At 71.2% G+C, this 14896-nt stretch carries 13 protein-coding genes; 9 read left to right on the top strand and 4 right to left on the bottom strand.

Annotated features, from left to right (window positions below; all coding sequences use genetic code 11):
* The first annotated feature begins 30 nt into the window (after positions 1-30).
* The 4 genes from KFLA_RS16875 to KFLA_RS16860 are packed head-to-tail and all read left to right on the top strand — an operon-like array spanning position 31 to position 4332.
* Positions 31-837, top strand: coding sequence for a TetR/AcrR family transcriptional regulator (locus KFLA_RS16875; RefSeq protein ID WP_012921013.1), 807 nt, complete (start codon positions 31-33; stop codon positions 835-837).
* Positions 834-2111, top strand: a complete 1278-nt coding sequence (locus KFLA_RS16870; RefSeq protein ID WP_012921012.1) for an acetyl-CoA C-acetyltransferase — start codon at positions 834-836, stop codon at positions 2109-2111. Before KFLA_RS16875 ends, KFLA_RS16870 begins: the two co-directional genes overlap by 4 nt.
* A 15-nt stretch (positions 2112-2126) precedes the next feature.
* Positions 2127-3473, top strand: coding sequence for a 3-oxoacyl-ACP reductase (locus tag KFLA_RS16865; RefSeq protein WP_012921011.1), 1347 nt, complete (start codon positions 2127-2129; stop codon positions 3471-3473).
* Between the two features lies 1 nt (position 3474).
* Positions 3475-4332: a MaoC/PaaZ C-terminal domain-containing protein gene (locus KFLA_RS16860; protein ID WP_012921010.1), complete on the top strand. Its 858-nt coding sequence runs from the start codon at positions 3475-3477 to the stop codon at positions 4330-4332.
* Here KFLA_RS16860 and thrS read toward each other — a convergent pair.
* Both thrS and KFLA_RS16850 read right to left on the bottom strand, forming a co-directional pair.
* Positions 4298-5551 (bottom strand): threonine--tRNA ligase, encoded by a 1254-nt coding sequence (thrS, locus tag KFLA_RS16855; RefSeq protein ID WP_012921009.1) that lies wholly within the window; start codon positions 5549-5551, stop codon positions 4298-4300. The two genes, KFLA_RS16860 and thrS, sit on opposite strands and share 35 nt — an antisense overlap.
* Before the next feature lie 177 nt (positions 5552-5728).
* Entirely contained in the window at positions 5729-6571 is an 843-nt protein-coding gene (locus KFLA_RS16850) for an acyl-CoA thioesterase (protein WP_012921008.1), read from the bottom strand.
* Between the two features lie 156 nt (positions 6572-6727).
* On the opposite strand from KFLA_RS16850, the gene KFLA_RS16845 reads away from it, so the two are divergent.
* On the top strand, positions 6728-7183 hold the full coding sequence (locus KFLA_RS16845) for a DoxX family protein (RefSeq protein ID WP_012921007.1): 456 nt from the start codon (positions 6728-6730) through the stop codon (positions 7181-7183).
* Between the two features lie 63 nt (positions 7184-7246).
* On the opposite strand, the gene KFLA_RS16840 is transcribed toward KFLA_RS16845, so the two are convergent.
* Positions 7247-8161, bottom strand: coding sequence for a proteasome assembly chaperone family protein (locus KFLA_RS16840; RefSeq protein WP_012921006.1), 915 nt, complete (start codon positions 8159-8161; stop codon positions 7247-7249).
* 284 nt (positions 8162-8445) lie between these two features.
* Here KFLA_RS16840 and KFLA_RS16835 point away from each other — a divergent pair, with 284 nt between their 5' ends.
* The 4 genes from KFLA_RS16835 (at position 8446) to KFLA_RS16820 (ending at position 12618) form a co-directional block, all read left to right on the top strand.
* Positions 8446-9495 carry a hydroxyacid dehydrogenase gene (locus KFLA_RS16835; RefSeq protein WP_012921005.1) on the top strand — a complete coding sequence of 350 codons (1050 nt, stop codon included), beginning with the start codon at positions 8446-8448 and terminating at the stop codon, positions 9493-9495.
* Between the two features lie 198 nt (positions 9496-9693).
* The gene (locus tag KFLA_RS16830; protein ID WP_012921004.1) at positions 9694-11607 is read left to right on the top strand and encodes a DUF2264 domain-containing protein; all 1914 of its coding nucleotides are present in this window, start codon (positions 9694-9696) and stop codon (positions 11605-11607) included.
* A gap of 17 nt (positions 11608-11624) precedes the next feature.
* On the top strand, positions 11625-12038 hold the full coding sequence (locus tag KFLA_RS16825) for a hypothetical protein (protein WP_012921003.1): 414 nt from the start codon (positions 11625-11627) through the stop codon (positions 12036-12038).
* 52 nt (positions 12039-12090) lie between these two features.
* Positions 12091-12618: a ferritin gene (locus tag KFLA_RS16820; RefSeq protein WP_012921002.1), complete on the top strand. Its 528-nt coding sequence runs from the start codon at positions 12091-12093 to the stop codon at positions 12616-12618.
* A 256-nt stretch (positions 12619-12874) separates the two neighbouring features.
* On the opposite strand, the gene KFLA_RS16815 is transcribed toward KFLA_RS16820, so the two are convergent.
* The gene (locus KFLA_RS16815) at positions 12875-14878 is read right to left on the bottom strand and encodes a DUF2207 domain-containing protein (RefSeq protein WP_012921001.1); all 2004 of its coding nucleotides are present in this window, start codon (positions 14876-14878) and stop codon (positions 12875-12877) included.
* Positions 14879-14896 lie beyond the last annotated feature (18 nt).

Below are 14896 nucleotides of genomic sequence, written 5' to 3'. Positions count from 1 at the left end.
CAGGGGTACCGGTGTGGCTAAGATCGGTGCATGAGCTCCGCGCTGCTCGCGATCGGACGCCGCCGGACCACGGCGGAGCGCCGTCGCGACCGGGAGCGGGACATCATTCGCTGCACCCGCGAACTGTTCGACGAGCGCGGCTCGATCGACGCCCAGATCGACGACATCGCCAAGCGGGTCGGCATCAACAAGGCGCTGATCTACCGGCACTTCGCCGGCAAGGAAGAACTCTTCGCCCTGACCCTGGTCGACTACCTCGGCGAGCTCGACGGCCGCCTGGAGGCCGTCGACGGACCGCGCCGCGCCCCGCTGAACCGGCTGCGCGCGCTCAGTGAGGTGTTCGTCGACTTCTGCCTGGAGTACCCCGCGTTCGCCGACTGCGCGATGAGCCTGCTGCGGCGGACCGGCGACGAACTGTTCGGCGAGATCACCGAGCCGGTGATGACCAAGCTCGGCGCGGCGATGGCGAGCGCGCTGGAGCGGATCTCGACGATCCTGCAGGCCGGTCAGCGGGCCGGGGTGTTCGACGAGGTCGACACCGCGTACCTCGCCAACCACCTCTACACCCAGACGCTGGGCTCGCTGCACATGGCCAGGATGGGCCTGATCGTGTCCGCCGCGCAGCCGGGGCACCCGGTCGTGCACCACGCCGACATCGACACCGTGCGGTCCACCGCGATCACCGCCACCCTCGCCACCGCCGTCGGCCGCAAGGCGCTCAGCCCGGCCGGCAAAGCATCCACCAAGTCGGCCAGAACCGCCGGGACAGCTCCCGGCAAACCCCTCAGGGCGACCGCCGGCCGCTCCACCCCACGCACCGCAGGAGAGAAACCGTGACCGAGACCCGCAAGGTGGCCGTTGTCGCCGGCAACCGTATTCCGTTCGCCCGGCAGGACAAGACCTACCGGCACGCCTCGAACTCCGACATGCTCACCGCCGCCCTCAACGGCCTGGTCGACCGGACCGGCCTCGGTGGCGAGGAGGTCGGCGAGGTGGTGGCCGGCGCCGTGCTCAAGCACGCCCGCGACTGGAACATGGTGCGCGAGGTGGTGCTCGGCTCCAAGCTCGCCGCCACCACCCCGGCGTACGACCTCCAGCAGGCCTGCGGGACCGGGCTGGAGGCGGCGATCCTGGTCGGCAACAAGATCGCCCTCGGCCAGATCGAGGCCGGCATCGCGGGCGGCGTCGACTCGGCCTCGGACGCGCCGATCGCGGTCAACGACAAGCTGCGCACGATCCTGCTCGACCTGAACCGGGCCAAGACGTTCCAGGACCGGCTGAAGGTGCTGGCCCGGGTCCGGCCGAAGGACGTCGTGCCGGAGATCCCGCGCAACGCCGAGCCGCGGACGCGCAGGTCGATGGGCGAGCACGCCGCGCTCACCGCGCTCGAGTGGGGCGTCACCCGGGAGGCGCAGGACGAGATCGCGTACCGCTCGCACCTCAACCTGGCCGCGTCGTACGACCGGGGCTTCCACGACGACCTGCTGACGCCGTACCTGGGGCTGGACAAGGACCAGAACCTTCGCCCGGACACGACGCCGGAGAAGCTGGCCAAGCTGAAGACGGTCTACGGCAAGGGCGAGACCGCGACCATGACGGCGGGCAACTCGACCCCACTGTCCGACGGCGCTTCGACGGTGCTGCTGTCCACCGACGAGTGGGCCGCCGAGCACGGGCTGCGCCCGCTGGCCTACCTGACCCACGCGCAGACCGCCGCCGTCGACTACGTGAAGGGTGCCGAAGGGCTGCTGATGGCTCCCGCGTACGCCGTACCGAAGATGCTCGCGCGCGCCGGACTGACCCTGCAGGACTTCGACTACTACGAGATCCACGAGGCGTTCGCGTCCCAGGTGCTGGCGACGCTGAAGGCCTGGGAGGACCCGATCTTCTGCAAGGAACGGCTCGGTCTGGACGCGCCGCTGGGCGAGATCGACCGGGACAAGCTGAACGTCAACGGCAGCTCGCTGGCCGCCGGGCACCCGTTCGCCGCGACCGGTGGGCGGATCGTGGCCGCGCTGGCCAAGCAGCTGGACGAGAACGGCGGTGGCCGCGGCCTGATCTCGATCTGCGCCGCCGGCGGCCAGGGCGTCGTCGCCATCCTCGAGAAGTAGTAGGAGCCTGTAGAGATGACGGATCGCTACCAGACCTTCACCCGGACGCCGGTCGGCCGGACCCTGGTCAAGAACCTCGGGCTGCCCGACCCTGCTCCGCTGCCGCGCTGGACCGAGGGCGCCCCGGTCGTCGACGGGCCGGTGGTGTTCGGATCCATCGCCGAGACCGACACCGGCAAGGCGATCCAGGCCCTGCTGCGGGACATCGGCGCCTCCTTCAGTACGGCGGCCGAGGGCGTCGCGTCGAGCGAGCTGCGGCCCAAGGCCCTGGTGTTCGACGCGACCGGCGCGACCTCCACGGCCGACCTGAGCTCGCTGCAGCGCTTCTTCTCCCCCGTGATCCGGCAGCTCGGCGCGGCCGGCCGGGTGATCGTCGTCGGCCGGACTCCCGAGCTGGCGGCCTCGCCCGAGCAGCAGATCGCCCAGCGCGCGCTGGAAGGCTTCACCCGCTCGCTCGGCAAGGAGGTCAAGCGCGGCGCGACGGTCAACCTGGTCTACGTCGCGCCGGACGCGCACGACCAGCTCGACTCCACGCTGCGGTTCTTCCTGTCCCCGAAGTCGGCGTACGTCGACGGCCAGGTCGCGCGGATCGGCACCGGGCCGCTGGTGGCCACCGATCCGGCCGCGCCGCTGGCCGGCAAGGTCGCTCTGGTCACCGGCGCCGCCCGGGGCATCGGCGCCGCGATCGCGCAGATTCTGGCCCGCGACGGCGCGACCGTGATGGGCGTCGACGTCCCGCAGAACGCGAACGACCTGCGCCAGGTGATGACCGCGATCGGCGGCAGCGAACTGCTGCTGGACGTGACCGCGATCGACGCCCCGCAGCGCATCGCCGCGCACGCCGAGGAGCACCACGGCGGCCTGGGCATCGTCGTGCACAACGCCGGCATCACCCGGGACAAGCGGCTCGCGAACATGCGCACCGACACCTGGGACGCCGTGCTCGACGTGAACCTGCGTGCGCCCGAGCGGATCACCGCGCACCTGCTGGAGTCCGGAGCGCTGCACGACGGCGGCTCGGTGATCGGCGTCTCCTCGATCGCGGGCATCGCCGGCAACAACGGCCAGACCAACTACGCCACCTCCAAGGCCGGCGTGATCGGCCTGGTCCAGGCGTACGCGCCGCGGCTGGCCGAGCGGCAGATCCGGATCAACGCGGTCGCGCCGGGCTTCATCGAGACCGAGATGACCGCTCGGGTGCCGTTCGCGATCCGCGAGGTCGGACGCCGGATCAACTCGCTGCAGCAGGGCGGTCAGCCGGTCGACGTGGCCGAGACGATCGCCTGGTTCGCCGATCCCGCGTCCGCCGGCGTCACCGGCAACGTGGTGCGGGTCTGCGGCCAGAGCATGCTGGGAGCCTGAGATGCCGACCCGCCGGTACGACGACTCCCCCGGGCTCGGCTCGCTGTACGCCCGGACGGTCAAGGCCACCCTGCGCAAGGCGGAGTACACGCCGGACGTCGACGGGCTCACGCTGGAGCTTCCGCAGGCCGCCGTCGACCAGGACCACCTGGCGGCGTACCGGGAGGTCACCGGGTTCAGCGCGGGGCCGACGCTGCCGGTGACCTACCCGCACGTGCTGGCCTTTCCGCTGCACCTGGACCTGATGTCGGACCCGTCGTTCCCGTACAAGCCGATGGGCATCGTGCACCTGTCGAACACAATCACCCAGCTCCGGCCGATCCCGCTGCACGCCGAGCTGGCGATCACCGTGCACAGCGGGCCGGAGCGGCCGCACCCGAAGGGCACGGTGTTCGACGTGCTGAGCGAGGTGCGGGTCTTCAACGAGGTCGTGTGGACGGACTCGACCACCCTGCTGAGCCGCTCGGTGGGCGACGAGACGGCCCAGGCCGACGTGCTGCCCGATCCGGAGCTGCAGCCCGAGGCCTGGTGGGAGCTGCGGGGCAACCTCGGCCGCCGGTACGCCGCTGCCTCGGGTGACCGCAATCCGATCCACCTGTTCAAGCTCACCGCCCAGGCCTTCGGCTTCCCTCGCCAGATCGCGCACGGGATGTGGACCAAGGCGGCGGCTCTCGCGTCGCTGCAGCGAGCCGTCGGGCTCCCGGACGCCTACACCGTTCGGGTCGACTTCCGGAAGCCCGTCCTGCTGCCCTCCCGGGTCCAGTTCGGCTACCGCGCCACCGGCAACGCGATCGACTTCGCCCTGTACGACGACAAGCACGAGCTCACTCACCTGGTCGGCCAGCTCGAACCTCGCTGAGCGCGGCGGGGCGGCAGCCGGCCGCCAGCTGATCCAGTACGTCGCCCGCCGCGGCCGGCGCATACCGGCTGCCGCTCCGGTCACGCACGGCCAGCTGACCGGCTTCCAGTTCCCGGGCTCCGATGACGGCCTGGTACGGCACGAGACGGTTCTCCCGGATGCGCGCTCCGAGGGTGCCTTCGTCGGCGTGCGCCAGTTCGGCGCGCAGGCCGCGGTCGACGGCGCGGCGGGTGATCTCCGCGGCGTACTTCTCCTCGGCGTCGGAGATCGGCAGGACGACGAGCTGGACCGGAGCGAGCCACCCGGGCAACGCGCCGCCGTGCAGCTCGATCAGCTGGGCGATGACACGTTCCAGGCTGCCGATGATCGCGCGGTGCACCATCACCGGGCGGTGCTTGTTGCCGTCGGCCCCGATGTAGTCGAGCTCGAACCGGGCGGGCTGGTGGAAGTCGATCTGGATGGTGGACAGGGTCGACTCCCGGCCGGCGGCGTCGGCGATCTGCACGTCGATCTTCGGGCCGTAGAACGCTGCTTCGCCCGGCGCCTCCTCGTACTGGACGCCGGCCTCGTCCAGCACCTCCCGCAGCAGCGCTGCCGAGCGGTCCCAGCTCTCCGCGTCGCCGACGTACTTGCTGGCCGGGTCGCCGATCCGTGCGTCCGCCGCCGGCAGCGACAGCAGGAACCGCGCCGGACGCAGGCCGAGATCGCCGTACGCGCGCAGGATCAGGTCGAGCGCCGCGCGGGCTTCGTCGGCGACCTGGTCGAGGGTGCAGAAGATGTGCCCGTCGTTCAGCTGGATCGCGCGGACCCTGGTCAGCCCGCCGAGCACGCCGGACAGCTCGGACCGGTACATGCCGCCGAGCTCGGCGTACCGGACGGGCAGTTCGCGGTAGCTGTGCGCCCGGGACCGATAGATGAGCGCGTGATGCGGGCAGAGGCTCGGCCGGAGCACGACCTCCTCCTCCCCCACCTTCATCGGCGGGTACATGTCGTCGCTGTAGTGCGACCAGTGCCCCGAGAGCTCGTACAGCTCGCGCTTGCCGAGCACGGGCGAGTAGACGTGCTGGTACCCGGATCTGCGCTCCAGCTCGGCGACATAGCTCTCCAGGGCCTGGCGGATCGCTGCCCCGGCGGGCAGCAGGTACGGCAGACCCGCGCCGATCAGCGGGTCGGAGTCGAACAGACCGAGCTCGCGGCCGAGTTTGCGGTGGTCGTACATCGGTGGTTCCTCGCTTCCAGGAGCGGGCGAGTGTGCACCGGACACGCGAAAGCCCCGGGGCACTCGCCCCGGGGCTTGTCGAAGACTGCGTCAGTCAGCGCGCCGGGACATCGTCCGGCGTCGTCGTCACCACGGCGTGCTGCTGCATGCCGACCAAGTTAGCAGATCCGTCAACCGTCATTCGTCGTCCAGGTCGAGTCCGACCGGACGGATCAGACCTTCCTGCGCCACCGAGGCCGCCAGCCGCCCGTCCTCGGTGAACAGCCGGCCGGTGGCGAAGCCGCGTGCGCCGGACGCGGACGGCGACGCCTGGTCGTACAGCAGCCATTCGTCGGCGCGGAACGGCCGGTGGAACCACAGCGCGTGGTCGATCGAGGCCGGCTGGATTCGCCGGTCGCCGATGATCAGCCCGTGCGGCAACAAGCTTGCCCCCAGCAACGTGAGGTCGCTGGCGTAGGCCAGGACGCAGGCGTGCAACGCCGGCTCGTCCGGAAGCTTGCCGGCGGCCCGGATCCAGAACTGCCGGCCGCTCACTCCGGCGAGCCGGACGTCGAGCGCCGCCCACTCCTTGTTCCAGTCGTCGGCGTTGCGTCCCGAGGCCGCTTCCAGCACGGAGGCCAGCGTCGGCGCCTCCTCCGGCGGGACGAGGTCGTCCGGGATCGGATCGGCGTGGTCCAGGCCCGGCTCCGGCCGCTGGAACGAGGCCGACATGTAGAAGATCGGCTTGCCGTGCTGCGAAGCGACAACCCGACGGCTGCTGAAGGTCCGCCCGTCACGGGTCGGCTCCGGCCGGTACACGATCGGTACGCCGGTGTCGCCGGGGCGCAGGAAGTAGCCGTGCAGCGAGTGCACGACCCGCTCCGGCTCGACCGTCCGGCCCGCGGCGGCCAGCGCCTGACCCAGCACCTGTCCACCGAACACCCGCTGGGCGGAGGTCTGCGGTTGCCGGCCGCGGAACAGATCGAGGTCGATCATCTCCAGGTCGAGCAGGTCGACCAGATCCTCCAGAGACTCGGGCATGCCTCATCCTGACAGGTCAGGACATCGCGGCGGGCGTACGGCCGTCGGGTGGCTTGTGGTTCCGGTCACCTCGCGGCTTTCGGTGAGCTTTCGGTCGCTCCCCGTAGGTTATGGTTGAACGCGCAACCACCTAGTTTCGACCGACAGGAGAACCCCGTGAGCCGCCTCCCCTCCGGCCCCGCCCGGTCCGCCGCCCGTGACGCCGTCCTGCTGATCGCCCGGATCGGGCTCGGTGTCATCTTCATCGCGCACGGCTGGCAGAAGTTCCGTACGAACGGTCTCGACGCGACCGCGGCCGGCTTCGACCAGATGGGCGTGCCGGCCCCGACGCTGTCGGCGTACTTCGCGGCCGGGATCGAGCTGATCGGCGGCGCCGCGCTGATCCTCGGCGTGCTGACGTCGGTGGCGGGGGTGCTGCTGGCGCTGAACATGGCCGGCGCGCTCGTCTTCGTGCACCTGTCGAACGGCATCTTCGCCAGCGAGGGCGGCTGGGAGCTCGTGGCCGGGCTCGGTCTGCTCGCGCTGACCCTCGCCGCCGTCGGCCCGGGCCGCTTCAGCGTCGACGCGATGCTGAACCGATCGACCGCGGACCGCGCGAGCCTTTCGGTCTGAGCAGCCGCACCACAGCCGAAGGCCCCGGAGCGCATCGCTCCGGGGCCTTCGTGCATGGCTGGATCAGTGGTCGTCGTCGCGGTTCAGCTCGGCCAGGAACTGCTCGACCTCGGCGCCCAGCTCCTCGGCCGACGGAGTCGAACCGGCGAGCAGGCTGCCGCGGCTGATCGAGCCGGCCGCCGCGTCGTACTGCGTCTCCAGGGCGTTCACCACCGCGGCGGCGTCCTCCGACTGCTCGACCTGCTCGTCCACCAGGCGGCCGGTCACGGCTGCCTCGTCGAGCAGGGCCTTGCTAGGGAGCAGCAGGCCCGTCGCCGCCGAGATCGCGTGCACCAGGGCCAGCGCAGCGCCCGGGAAACGGTTCTCGGCAAGGTAGTGCGGCACGTGCACCGCGAAGCCCATCGCGTCCTTGCCGGCCTCGCCGAGCCGGACCTGCAGCATCGTGCCGGCGCTCGCGGGCAGTCGCATCTCGCCGTCCCAGATGTTCGACCGGGTGACCAGCTCGGGCCGGGTCGCGTGCGCGGTGAGGCCGAGCGGGCGGGTGTGCGGCACGCCCATCGGGATGCCGTGCACACCGACCGCCAGCGTCACGTTGTAGAGCTCGATCAGCTGCCGGACGGCACCGGCGAACCGGTTCCAGTGGTTGTCGGGCTCCACGCCTTCCAGCAGCAGGAACTCCACGCCCGCGTCGTCGGTCAGCAGGTGCAGGTTCAGCTGCGGCGGCGAGTAGTCGATGAACCGGTCCTCGGCGAACGTCACCTCGGGCCGCCGGGCGCGGTAGTCGTGCAGCAGGTCGACGTCGAAGCGGGCCAGCAGCCGGTGGTCCAGCACCTCGAGCAGGTGGTCGGCCGTCACGCGCCCCGCCTGGCCGGCGTCCATGAACCCGTCCAGCGAATGCACCAGCACCTTCGGCGCAGCCGCCGGGCCGGTCGCCACCGACTCGTCGACGATCTCGTAGAGGTCGTCCGGTCGCAGCATCTTCGTCTCCTTCACACTGGCCAACAGGGCGGGTAGGCCCCTCCATCTTGCCTTCTCCGATCACAACGCCCGTCCACCGGGCAGGAATTCCACCCTCCGAGAACTTTTCCGAGTCCGCGTGCGCACCGCCAGGTCATCCGGCCCGATCTGGCGACTTCGTGCACCCACCGGCCGTCCGAGCGGCGATCGGGTGACCGGGCCGTGCCCAGAGTGGAGATCTCGCGAGGTGCACCACGACGCGGACCGGACGAGCGGGTTTGGAAAGCGCTTGCTAGCGTGTTCCTGTGCGCACCGAACCTGATCCGCTCGACACCGCCGCTCCCGGACCGTCCCTGGCCCGGCCGACCGTGCTGCTCGCGATGGACGAGGCCACCTGCAAGCGCGTGCTGGTCCGGGCGGTTCGCGACCGGCTCGATGTCGCTGCCGACATCCTGCCGCTGCGCGCCGACGAGACATTCCTTGACAAGCCCGCGCTCCGTACGGCGCTCGCCGGCACCGACGTGCTGCTGACCGGCTGGGGCTGCCCGCAGATCACACCCGAGGTGCTCGCTGCGGCGCCGCGGCTGCGGGCGATCGTGCACGCCGCGGGTTCGGTCAAGCACTTCGTCGACCCCGGCGCGTTCGACCGGGGGATCCAGGTGTCGTCGGCCGTCGTGGCGAACGCCGTGCCGGTCGCGGAGTTCACCGTCGCCACGATCGTGCTCAGCGGGAAGCGCGCGTTCCGCCTCGGTGCGCAGTACAAGGTGAGCCGGCGAATGCCGGACCCGCGGCAGATCCCGGGCAACTACGGGACCACGGTCGGGTTGCTCGGCGCTTCGCGGATCGGCCGGCTGGTCGCCGAGCGGCTGCGCGCCTTCGACCTCGAGGTGCTGATCAGCGATCCGTACCTCAGCGCCGCCGACGCCGCCACGCTCGGTGCCGAACTGGTCGACCTGGACAGCCTCTTCCGGCGCAGCGACGTCCTCAGCGTGCACGCACCGTTGCTGCCCGAGACCGTCGGCCTCGTCGACGCGCGGCTGCTGGCGCTGCTCCGCGACGGCTCCGTGCTGATCAACACCGCGCGCGGCCGGATCGTCGACGCCGGCGCACTGGAGAACGAGTGCGTCGCCGGCCGGATCGACGCCGTGCTCGACGTGACGGACCCCGAGCCGCTGCCGCCGGACTCGAAGCTGCTCGACCTGCCGAACGTCTTCCTCACCCCGCACCTGGCCGGAGCCGTCGGCAACGAGGTCGCCCGGCTGGGCGAGCTCGCCGTCGGTGAGATCGAGCGCCTGGCCGCCGGCCTGCCGCTGCAGCACGCCATCAGCCCGGCCGAGCTCGGACGGATCGCATGACGCCGCTCATGGCGCGGGGCTTGCGTTCCAGTTCTTCCTCTTCACTCCCTGCGCTCCTCAGTCCAGACCCGGAGGCCCCGTGACTCCACCCATGCCACGCCTCCGGCGCGGCGGGTCACGGGGCTTGAACTCCGAGTCTTCCCTCGTCGCTCCAGTCGCTTCGCTCCTTGCGCTCCTCAGTCCAGACCCGGAGGCCCCGTGACCAAGCTCGTCCTGCCTGCCACCGATCGTGTGCTGTCCCGCCAGACCGGTTGGGTCCGCGGCCACTGGGAGGCGTTGGCCGACCACCTGCTCGACTCGCTGGTTCCGTACTTCTCGCCTGGTTCGGCGCGAGTCGTGCTGCCCGGGCGGCCGAGCCGGTCCGGCACCGACTCCGACGAGCTGGAGGGGTTCGCGCGGTCGTTCATGCTCGCCGCGTTCCGGATCGGGGGGGTGCGCGGTGCGGGCTGCGAGAAGCTGATCGAGCGGTACGCGCGCGGCGTGGCCAACGGCGCCAACCCGGACCACCCGGAGTCCTGGCTGCGGCTGACCCCGCGGTCGCAGCAGATGGTCGAGGCGGCCGCGATCGCGGTGTCGCTGCACGAGACTCGCGAGTGGATCTGGGACCGGCTGGACACCCGGGCGCAGGAGCACGTCGCGGAGTGGCTCGGCGGCTTCATCGGGTCGACCACGCACGACAACAACTGGCGGCTGTTCCAGGTGGTGAGCGAGCAGTTCCTGGCGTCGGTCGGCGCGCCGTACTCGCAGGAGGACATCGACGGCGGTCTGGACCGGATCGAGGACTGGTACGTCGGCGACGGCTGGTACTCCGACGGCGACGGCCAGAACTTCGACAACTACATCGGCTGGGCGATGCACCTCTACCCCGGGCTGTGGACCCGGATGGCGGCCGCGACGCCCGGCGCGCAGTACGAGGACCGGCTGAAGGTGTACCGCGAGCGGCTCAACCTCTTCCTGGAAGACGCCGTGCACCTGGTGGGCAACGACGGGGCGCCGGTCTACCAGGGCCGGTCGCTGACCTACCGGATGGCCGCGGCGACGCCGTACTGGATGGGCGCGCTGCTGGACTCCACACCACTGTCGCCAGGGCAGACCCGGCGGTTGTGCTCGGGGATCGCGCGGCACTTCGTCCAGCACGGCGTACCGGACGAGCGCGGGCTGTTGACGCTGGGGTGGTACGACACGTTCCTGCCCACAACGCAGCCGTACTCCGGCCCGGGTTCGCCGTACTGGGCGAGCAAGGGGTTCATCGGGCTGCTGCTGCCGCCGGAGCACCCGGTCTGGTCGGAGCCGGAGGACTCGGTGCCGCTGGACGACGCGGACCAGGTCCGGGCGATGCGGGCGCCGGGGTGGATCGTGCACGCGAGCCGGCACGACCAGCTGGTGCGGCTGGTCAACCACGGGGCGGACCACGCACCGCCTAGCGAATCCAACGGACCCGAACCGGCGGGTGACCCGCACTACGACCGGCTCGCGTACGCCAATCACGCGGGTCCGGAGCTTGCCGACAACGCGTCGAGGATCGACAACCTGGTCTCGCTGGTCGACCAGCAGGGCCGGTCGAGCACCCGCGGCCGGATCCGCCGGCTCGGCATCGGCGCCCGAACAGCGTCGTCGTGGCACCAGGCGTGGCTCGGCGACGCCGGACCGTGGCCGATCGAGACCACGTCGATCGTGCACGGCGGCTGGGAGATCCGCTGCTCGCTGGTCGACGGGCCGGCCGGGGCGCTGGTCCGCAGCGGCGGCTACGCGGTCGCGTCGAACTCCTTGCCGGAGGCAATCGCCGGCGACTCGGGAGGGGGCGCGGTGTGGTCGTCGGCCCGGACCGCGGACGGCCTGCTGTCCGCCGTGGTCGGCCTGTTCGGCTACGACGAGGCCGGTGTGCACCGGGGACTCGGCGCGAACGCCTTCGGCGCGCACTCGGCGACGCCGTACCTGACCGCTCCGCACGCGGGCGAGCCGAAAGTGCTCGTGCACGCGGTGTTGCTGACCCGTGACGCGCTGCCTCCGCAAGCGCTTGCCGAAGGCATCCTCGTGACCGTCCACCACCACGAGATCACCGTCACACTGCCCGGCGGGGACGTCGAGTTGGTCACGCTCGGGAACCGCTGACGGCGTACCGTCGGGGCATGGAGGAAGCAACAGTCACCGACGTCCTGGCCGAGGCCGTCCGTACCGACCCGAGCACCGCCAACCAGGAGAAGTTGTGGGCGGCAACGTTCGCGCTGGAGCGGTGGTGGTTCGTGCAGCGCGGCGGCCCGGAGAACCCGCAGCCGTTCGTCGGGGTGCACAGCGACAAGCCGTTCCTGATGGCGTTCACGTCCGCGCAGCGGGCCCGGGAGTTCGCCGTCGCGAACGGGCTGGCCGGCGCCGACGACGAGGTTGGGGTGCTCGCGCTGACCCCGGCCGGCGTGGTCGCGCAGGCGCCGGTATGGTTGCAGCAGGGCATCGCGGCGATCACCTTCGACCACGGAACCAGCGGATTCTTCGCCCCGCTGGGCAACCTTCCCGCGATCCGGTCGCACGTGCTCGGCCCCGCTTAGGAAAGCCTCGCCAACGATGAGAATCGCCGGCCCGCGGACTACATTGGCGAGCATGAGCACGTACGCGAAACTCCTGCAGGAACAGATCCGCAACGAATTCACGGCGTCACAGCAGTACACGGCGGTGGCTGTCTGGTACGACGACCAGGACCTGCCGCAGCTGGCCGGGCACTTCTACAAGCAGGCCCTGGAAGAGCGCAACCACGCGATGATGATGGTCCAGTACCTGCTCGACATGGACATCCGGCCGCAGATCCCCGGCGTCGGCGAGGTCGTCAACGACTTCAAGAACGCGCTGCAGCCGCTGGAGCTCGCGCTGCAGCAGGAGATCACCGTCACCAAGCAGATCGAGACGCTGGCCCGGACCGCGCGCGACGACGGTGACTACATCGGCGAGCAGTTCATGCAGTGGTTCCTCAAGGAGCAGGTCGAGGAGGTCTCGGCGATGACGACGCTGGTCAACGTCGCCAAGCGGGCCGGCGACAACCTGTTCCACCTGGAGGACTTCCTCGCCCGCGAGGTGGTCGGCGACGCCGGCACCGACCCGACCGCCCCGACGGCGGCCGGCGGCGCGGTCTGAGCTCGCGCCGGGGGTTCGGGCCGCCGTCAGCTCGCCGGCATGGCGACGTCGACCGGCCCGGCGGAGTCCTGGGGCGCATGATCCGCTGATGCCCGCGCCCCGCGCCCCGCGCCCGGCGCCCGGCGCGCGGCGCGCGGTCCAGCCGAGTACCGGTCTAGCCGGCTACCGGTCTAGCCGCGGTCACCTGGACGCGACGGCAGTCCCGTTGATCCTTGGGTCTGAAGGCGCCGGCCGCGGCGGCCGGCTCCCGCGGTGACTACCAGGAGCCGCCGCCCCCGCCGCCTCCGCCGCCGCCGGACGAGCCGCCGCTGAAGCCGGACGAGCTGCCGCCTCCTCCCCCGCTGCCTGCGGGCGCCGGCGGCGGGTCGAAGGTGTGGGCGACGGTCTGGCTGATGCTCCCGGCGGCGAAGCCCGAGGTGTAGTACGAGGGGCCGGAGTACCAGTACGGGTCCGGCGGGATCCGCCCCGCCGCGACGAGCTGAGCGCAGACCTGCTGCCACCGATCGGCCAGACCGAAGGCGATCGCCCAGGGCAGGTACTTGCTGAAGATGTCCTCGCCCTCCTCGAACCGCAACTGGTCCGCCTCGGCCGTGGCCAGGTAGGTCCGGAAGCCGATCAACTGGTCGGTGACCGCCCGGCCGAGCGCCGTACGCCGGCCCCGGCCGCGCTTGACGATCAAGGTGCCCAGGGCAACGACGACGGCGACGACCGGGATCCCGACCACGACCGCCCGGCCGAGTCCGCCGGTGGCCGCGCCGATCACCGTCGCGGCAAGGCCCGCGCCGAACACCCAGATCGCGATCATCGCCAGGCAGGCGCAGGAGAACACGCCGGTCAGCGGCGAACTGGCGGCGGCTCGCGGCATCCGCTGGTACCACTGCCGCGCGAGGATCTGCTGCCGGAGCGCGGCGATCATCGCGTCGTGCGCTTTCCGCATCGACGTGTCGCCGGTCGGGCGCCGTGCGAGCGTGATCGCCGAACCCGGCTGAAGGCTCGGGTAGAGGCTCTGCAGCAGCACCTGCTCGTGCGGCGCGACGGCGAGGTAGGCGTTGAGCAGCACCGCCATCTGCTCGGGGCCGGTGTTGTCGATCCTGACGGCGCCGCGGACCGCGAGGTCGATCAGCGTGGCGGCCGTCTCGGTCGTGTTCGCCTTCGCATCGATCAGCAGGCCGCCCTCACCGACCGGGATCGGCGGGGGTGAGAACGCGACGGGGATCTGGTCCTCGGTGAGGGTGTCCTTCACCTCGGCGACGCGGGCACCGGCCGGCGGGACCGTGCCGGGTGGCATCCCGTCGTACCGCAGATCGCGATTGCCGTACTTGCCGTAGAGCACCGCGGCGGCGAGCCCGGCGAGCGTCACCAGCACGGACCCGACCAGGCCCGGCACGGTGACGCCGTTGCGCTGCAGCCAGTTGGGTGGATCGACGACGATCGGGGTGTCGTTGGCGACCACGCCGGGCCGGATCCCGGCGACGATCGTCAGCCCTTCGCCTTTGACGAGATCGGAGGCCGCGAAGACGCCGCGGTCGCCGATGACCGACTTCCGCTCGCAGGTGGTTCTGGTGCCGGGCCGGCCGGCGAAGCACTCCACTTGTTGGACCCCTTCGGGCACGGTCACCGACACGTCGACCCGCCTGAGGGTGGCCTCCCAGCTGTGGCCGGTGGCGTCCCAGTAGAGCTGGCTCTGATCGGGGAAGTGCCGGAGTGCGCCGCGGACGTCGTACTCGATCACGTACGTCGCCCGGCCGCCGGGAACAGTGCGGTTCGCGGAGCCGATCTGGATCTGGAGGGTCTCGTCACGCTGGTTGTTGCTCTTGCGCACGGTCTGCGTGAACTCGTCGCTGGCGCCGCTCGGGCTGGTGACGGAGATGTCGGAGACCTCGTACTTCTGATCCTTCGACTCGTCGTCGCGGTACGGCTCGCGCGTGACGAGGAACCGGTAGATGCCGTGCCGGCCGCTGCTGCCGAACTGGTAGTCGATCGTCTCCTTGACGTGCACCACACCGTCCGGCCTGACGGTGTAGTCCAGCTGCATCCGGGTGACCACGTCCCCCGGCGCGGCGCTGGCCGCCGGAACCGCGCTGCCCGCGGGAGCCGCGCCGCCTGCGCTGCCTGCGCTGCCTGCGTTGCCTGCGCTCCCCGCGGGGGCCGTGGTGTGCCCGGTGGCTGCGGTCGTCCCGGCGGTCGCAGGCGCCGCCCAACCGGTGAGAACCAAGCCGGCGAACATCGCCGCGACAGCGGTGAAGAGTCCCCTACGCATGCCGCGACAGTAGCGGGA

Source organism: Kribbella flavida DSM 17836 (assembly GCF_000024345.1).
In the GTDB taxonomy this organism is placed as follows: domain Bacteria; phylum Actinomycetota; class Actinomycetes; order Propionibacteriales; family Kribbellaceae; genus Kribbella; species Kribbella flavida.
Note: the sequence above shows the minus strand (reverse complement) of the source record. Positions and strands in the feature narration are given on the sequence as shown.

Excerpts from the sequence above, each read along its gene's own strand:
- KFLA_RS16875 (WP_012921013.1), top strand. The coding sequence starts at position 31 with ATGAGCTCCGCGCTGCTCGCGATCGGACGCCGCCGGACCACGGCGGAG.
- KFLA_RS16815 (WP_012921001.1), bottom strand. The coding sequence starts at position 14,878 with ATGCGTAGGGGACTCTTCACCGCTGTCGCGGCGATGTTCGCCGGCTTG.
- KFLA_RS16820 (WP_012921002.1), top strand. The coding sequence starts at position 12,091 with ATGAGCACGTACGCGAAACTCCTGCAGGAACAGATCCGCAACGAATTC.
- KFLA_RS16850 (WP_012921008.1), bottom strand. The coding sequence starts at position 6,571 with ATGCCCGAGTCTCTGGAGGATCTGGTCGACCTGCTCGACCTGGAGATG.
- KFLA_RS16840 (WP_012921006.1), bottom strand. The coding sequence starts at position 8,161 with ATGCTGCGACCGGACGACCTCTACGAGATCGTCGACGAGTCGGTGGCG.
- KFLA_RS16825 (WP_012921003.1), top strand. The coding sequence starts at position 11,625 with ATGGAGGAAGCAACAGTCACCGACGTCCTGGCCGAGGCCGTCCGTACC.
- KFLA_RS16860 (WP_012921010.1), top strand. The coding sequence starts at position 3,475 with ATGCCGACCCGCCGGTACGACGACTCCCCCGGGCTCGGCTCGCTGTAC.
- KFLA_RS16865 (WP_012921011.1), top strand. The coding sequence starts at position 2,127 with ATGACGGATCGCTACCAGACCTTCACCCGGACGCCGGTCGGCCGGACC.
- thrS (WP_012921009.1), bottom strand. The coding sequence starts at position 5,551 with ATGTACGACCACCGCAAACTCGGCCGCGAGCTCGGTCTGTTCGACTCC.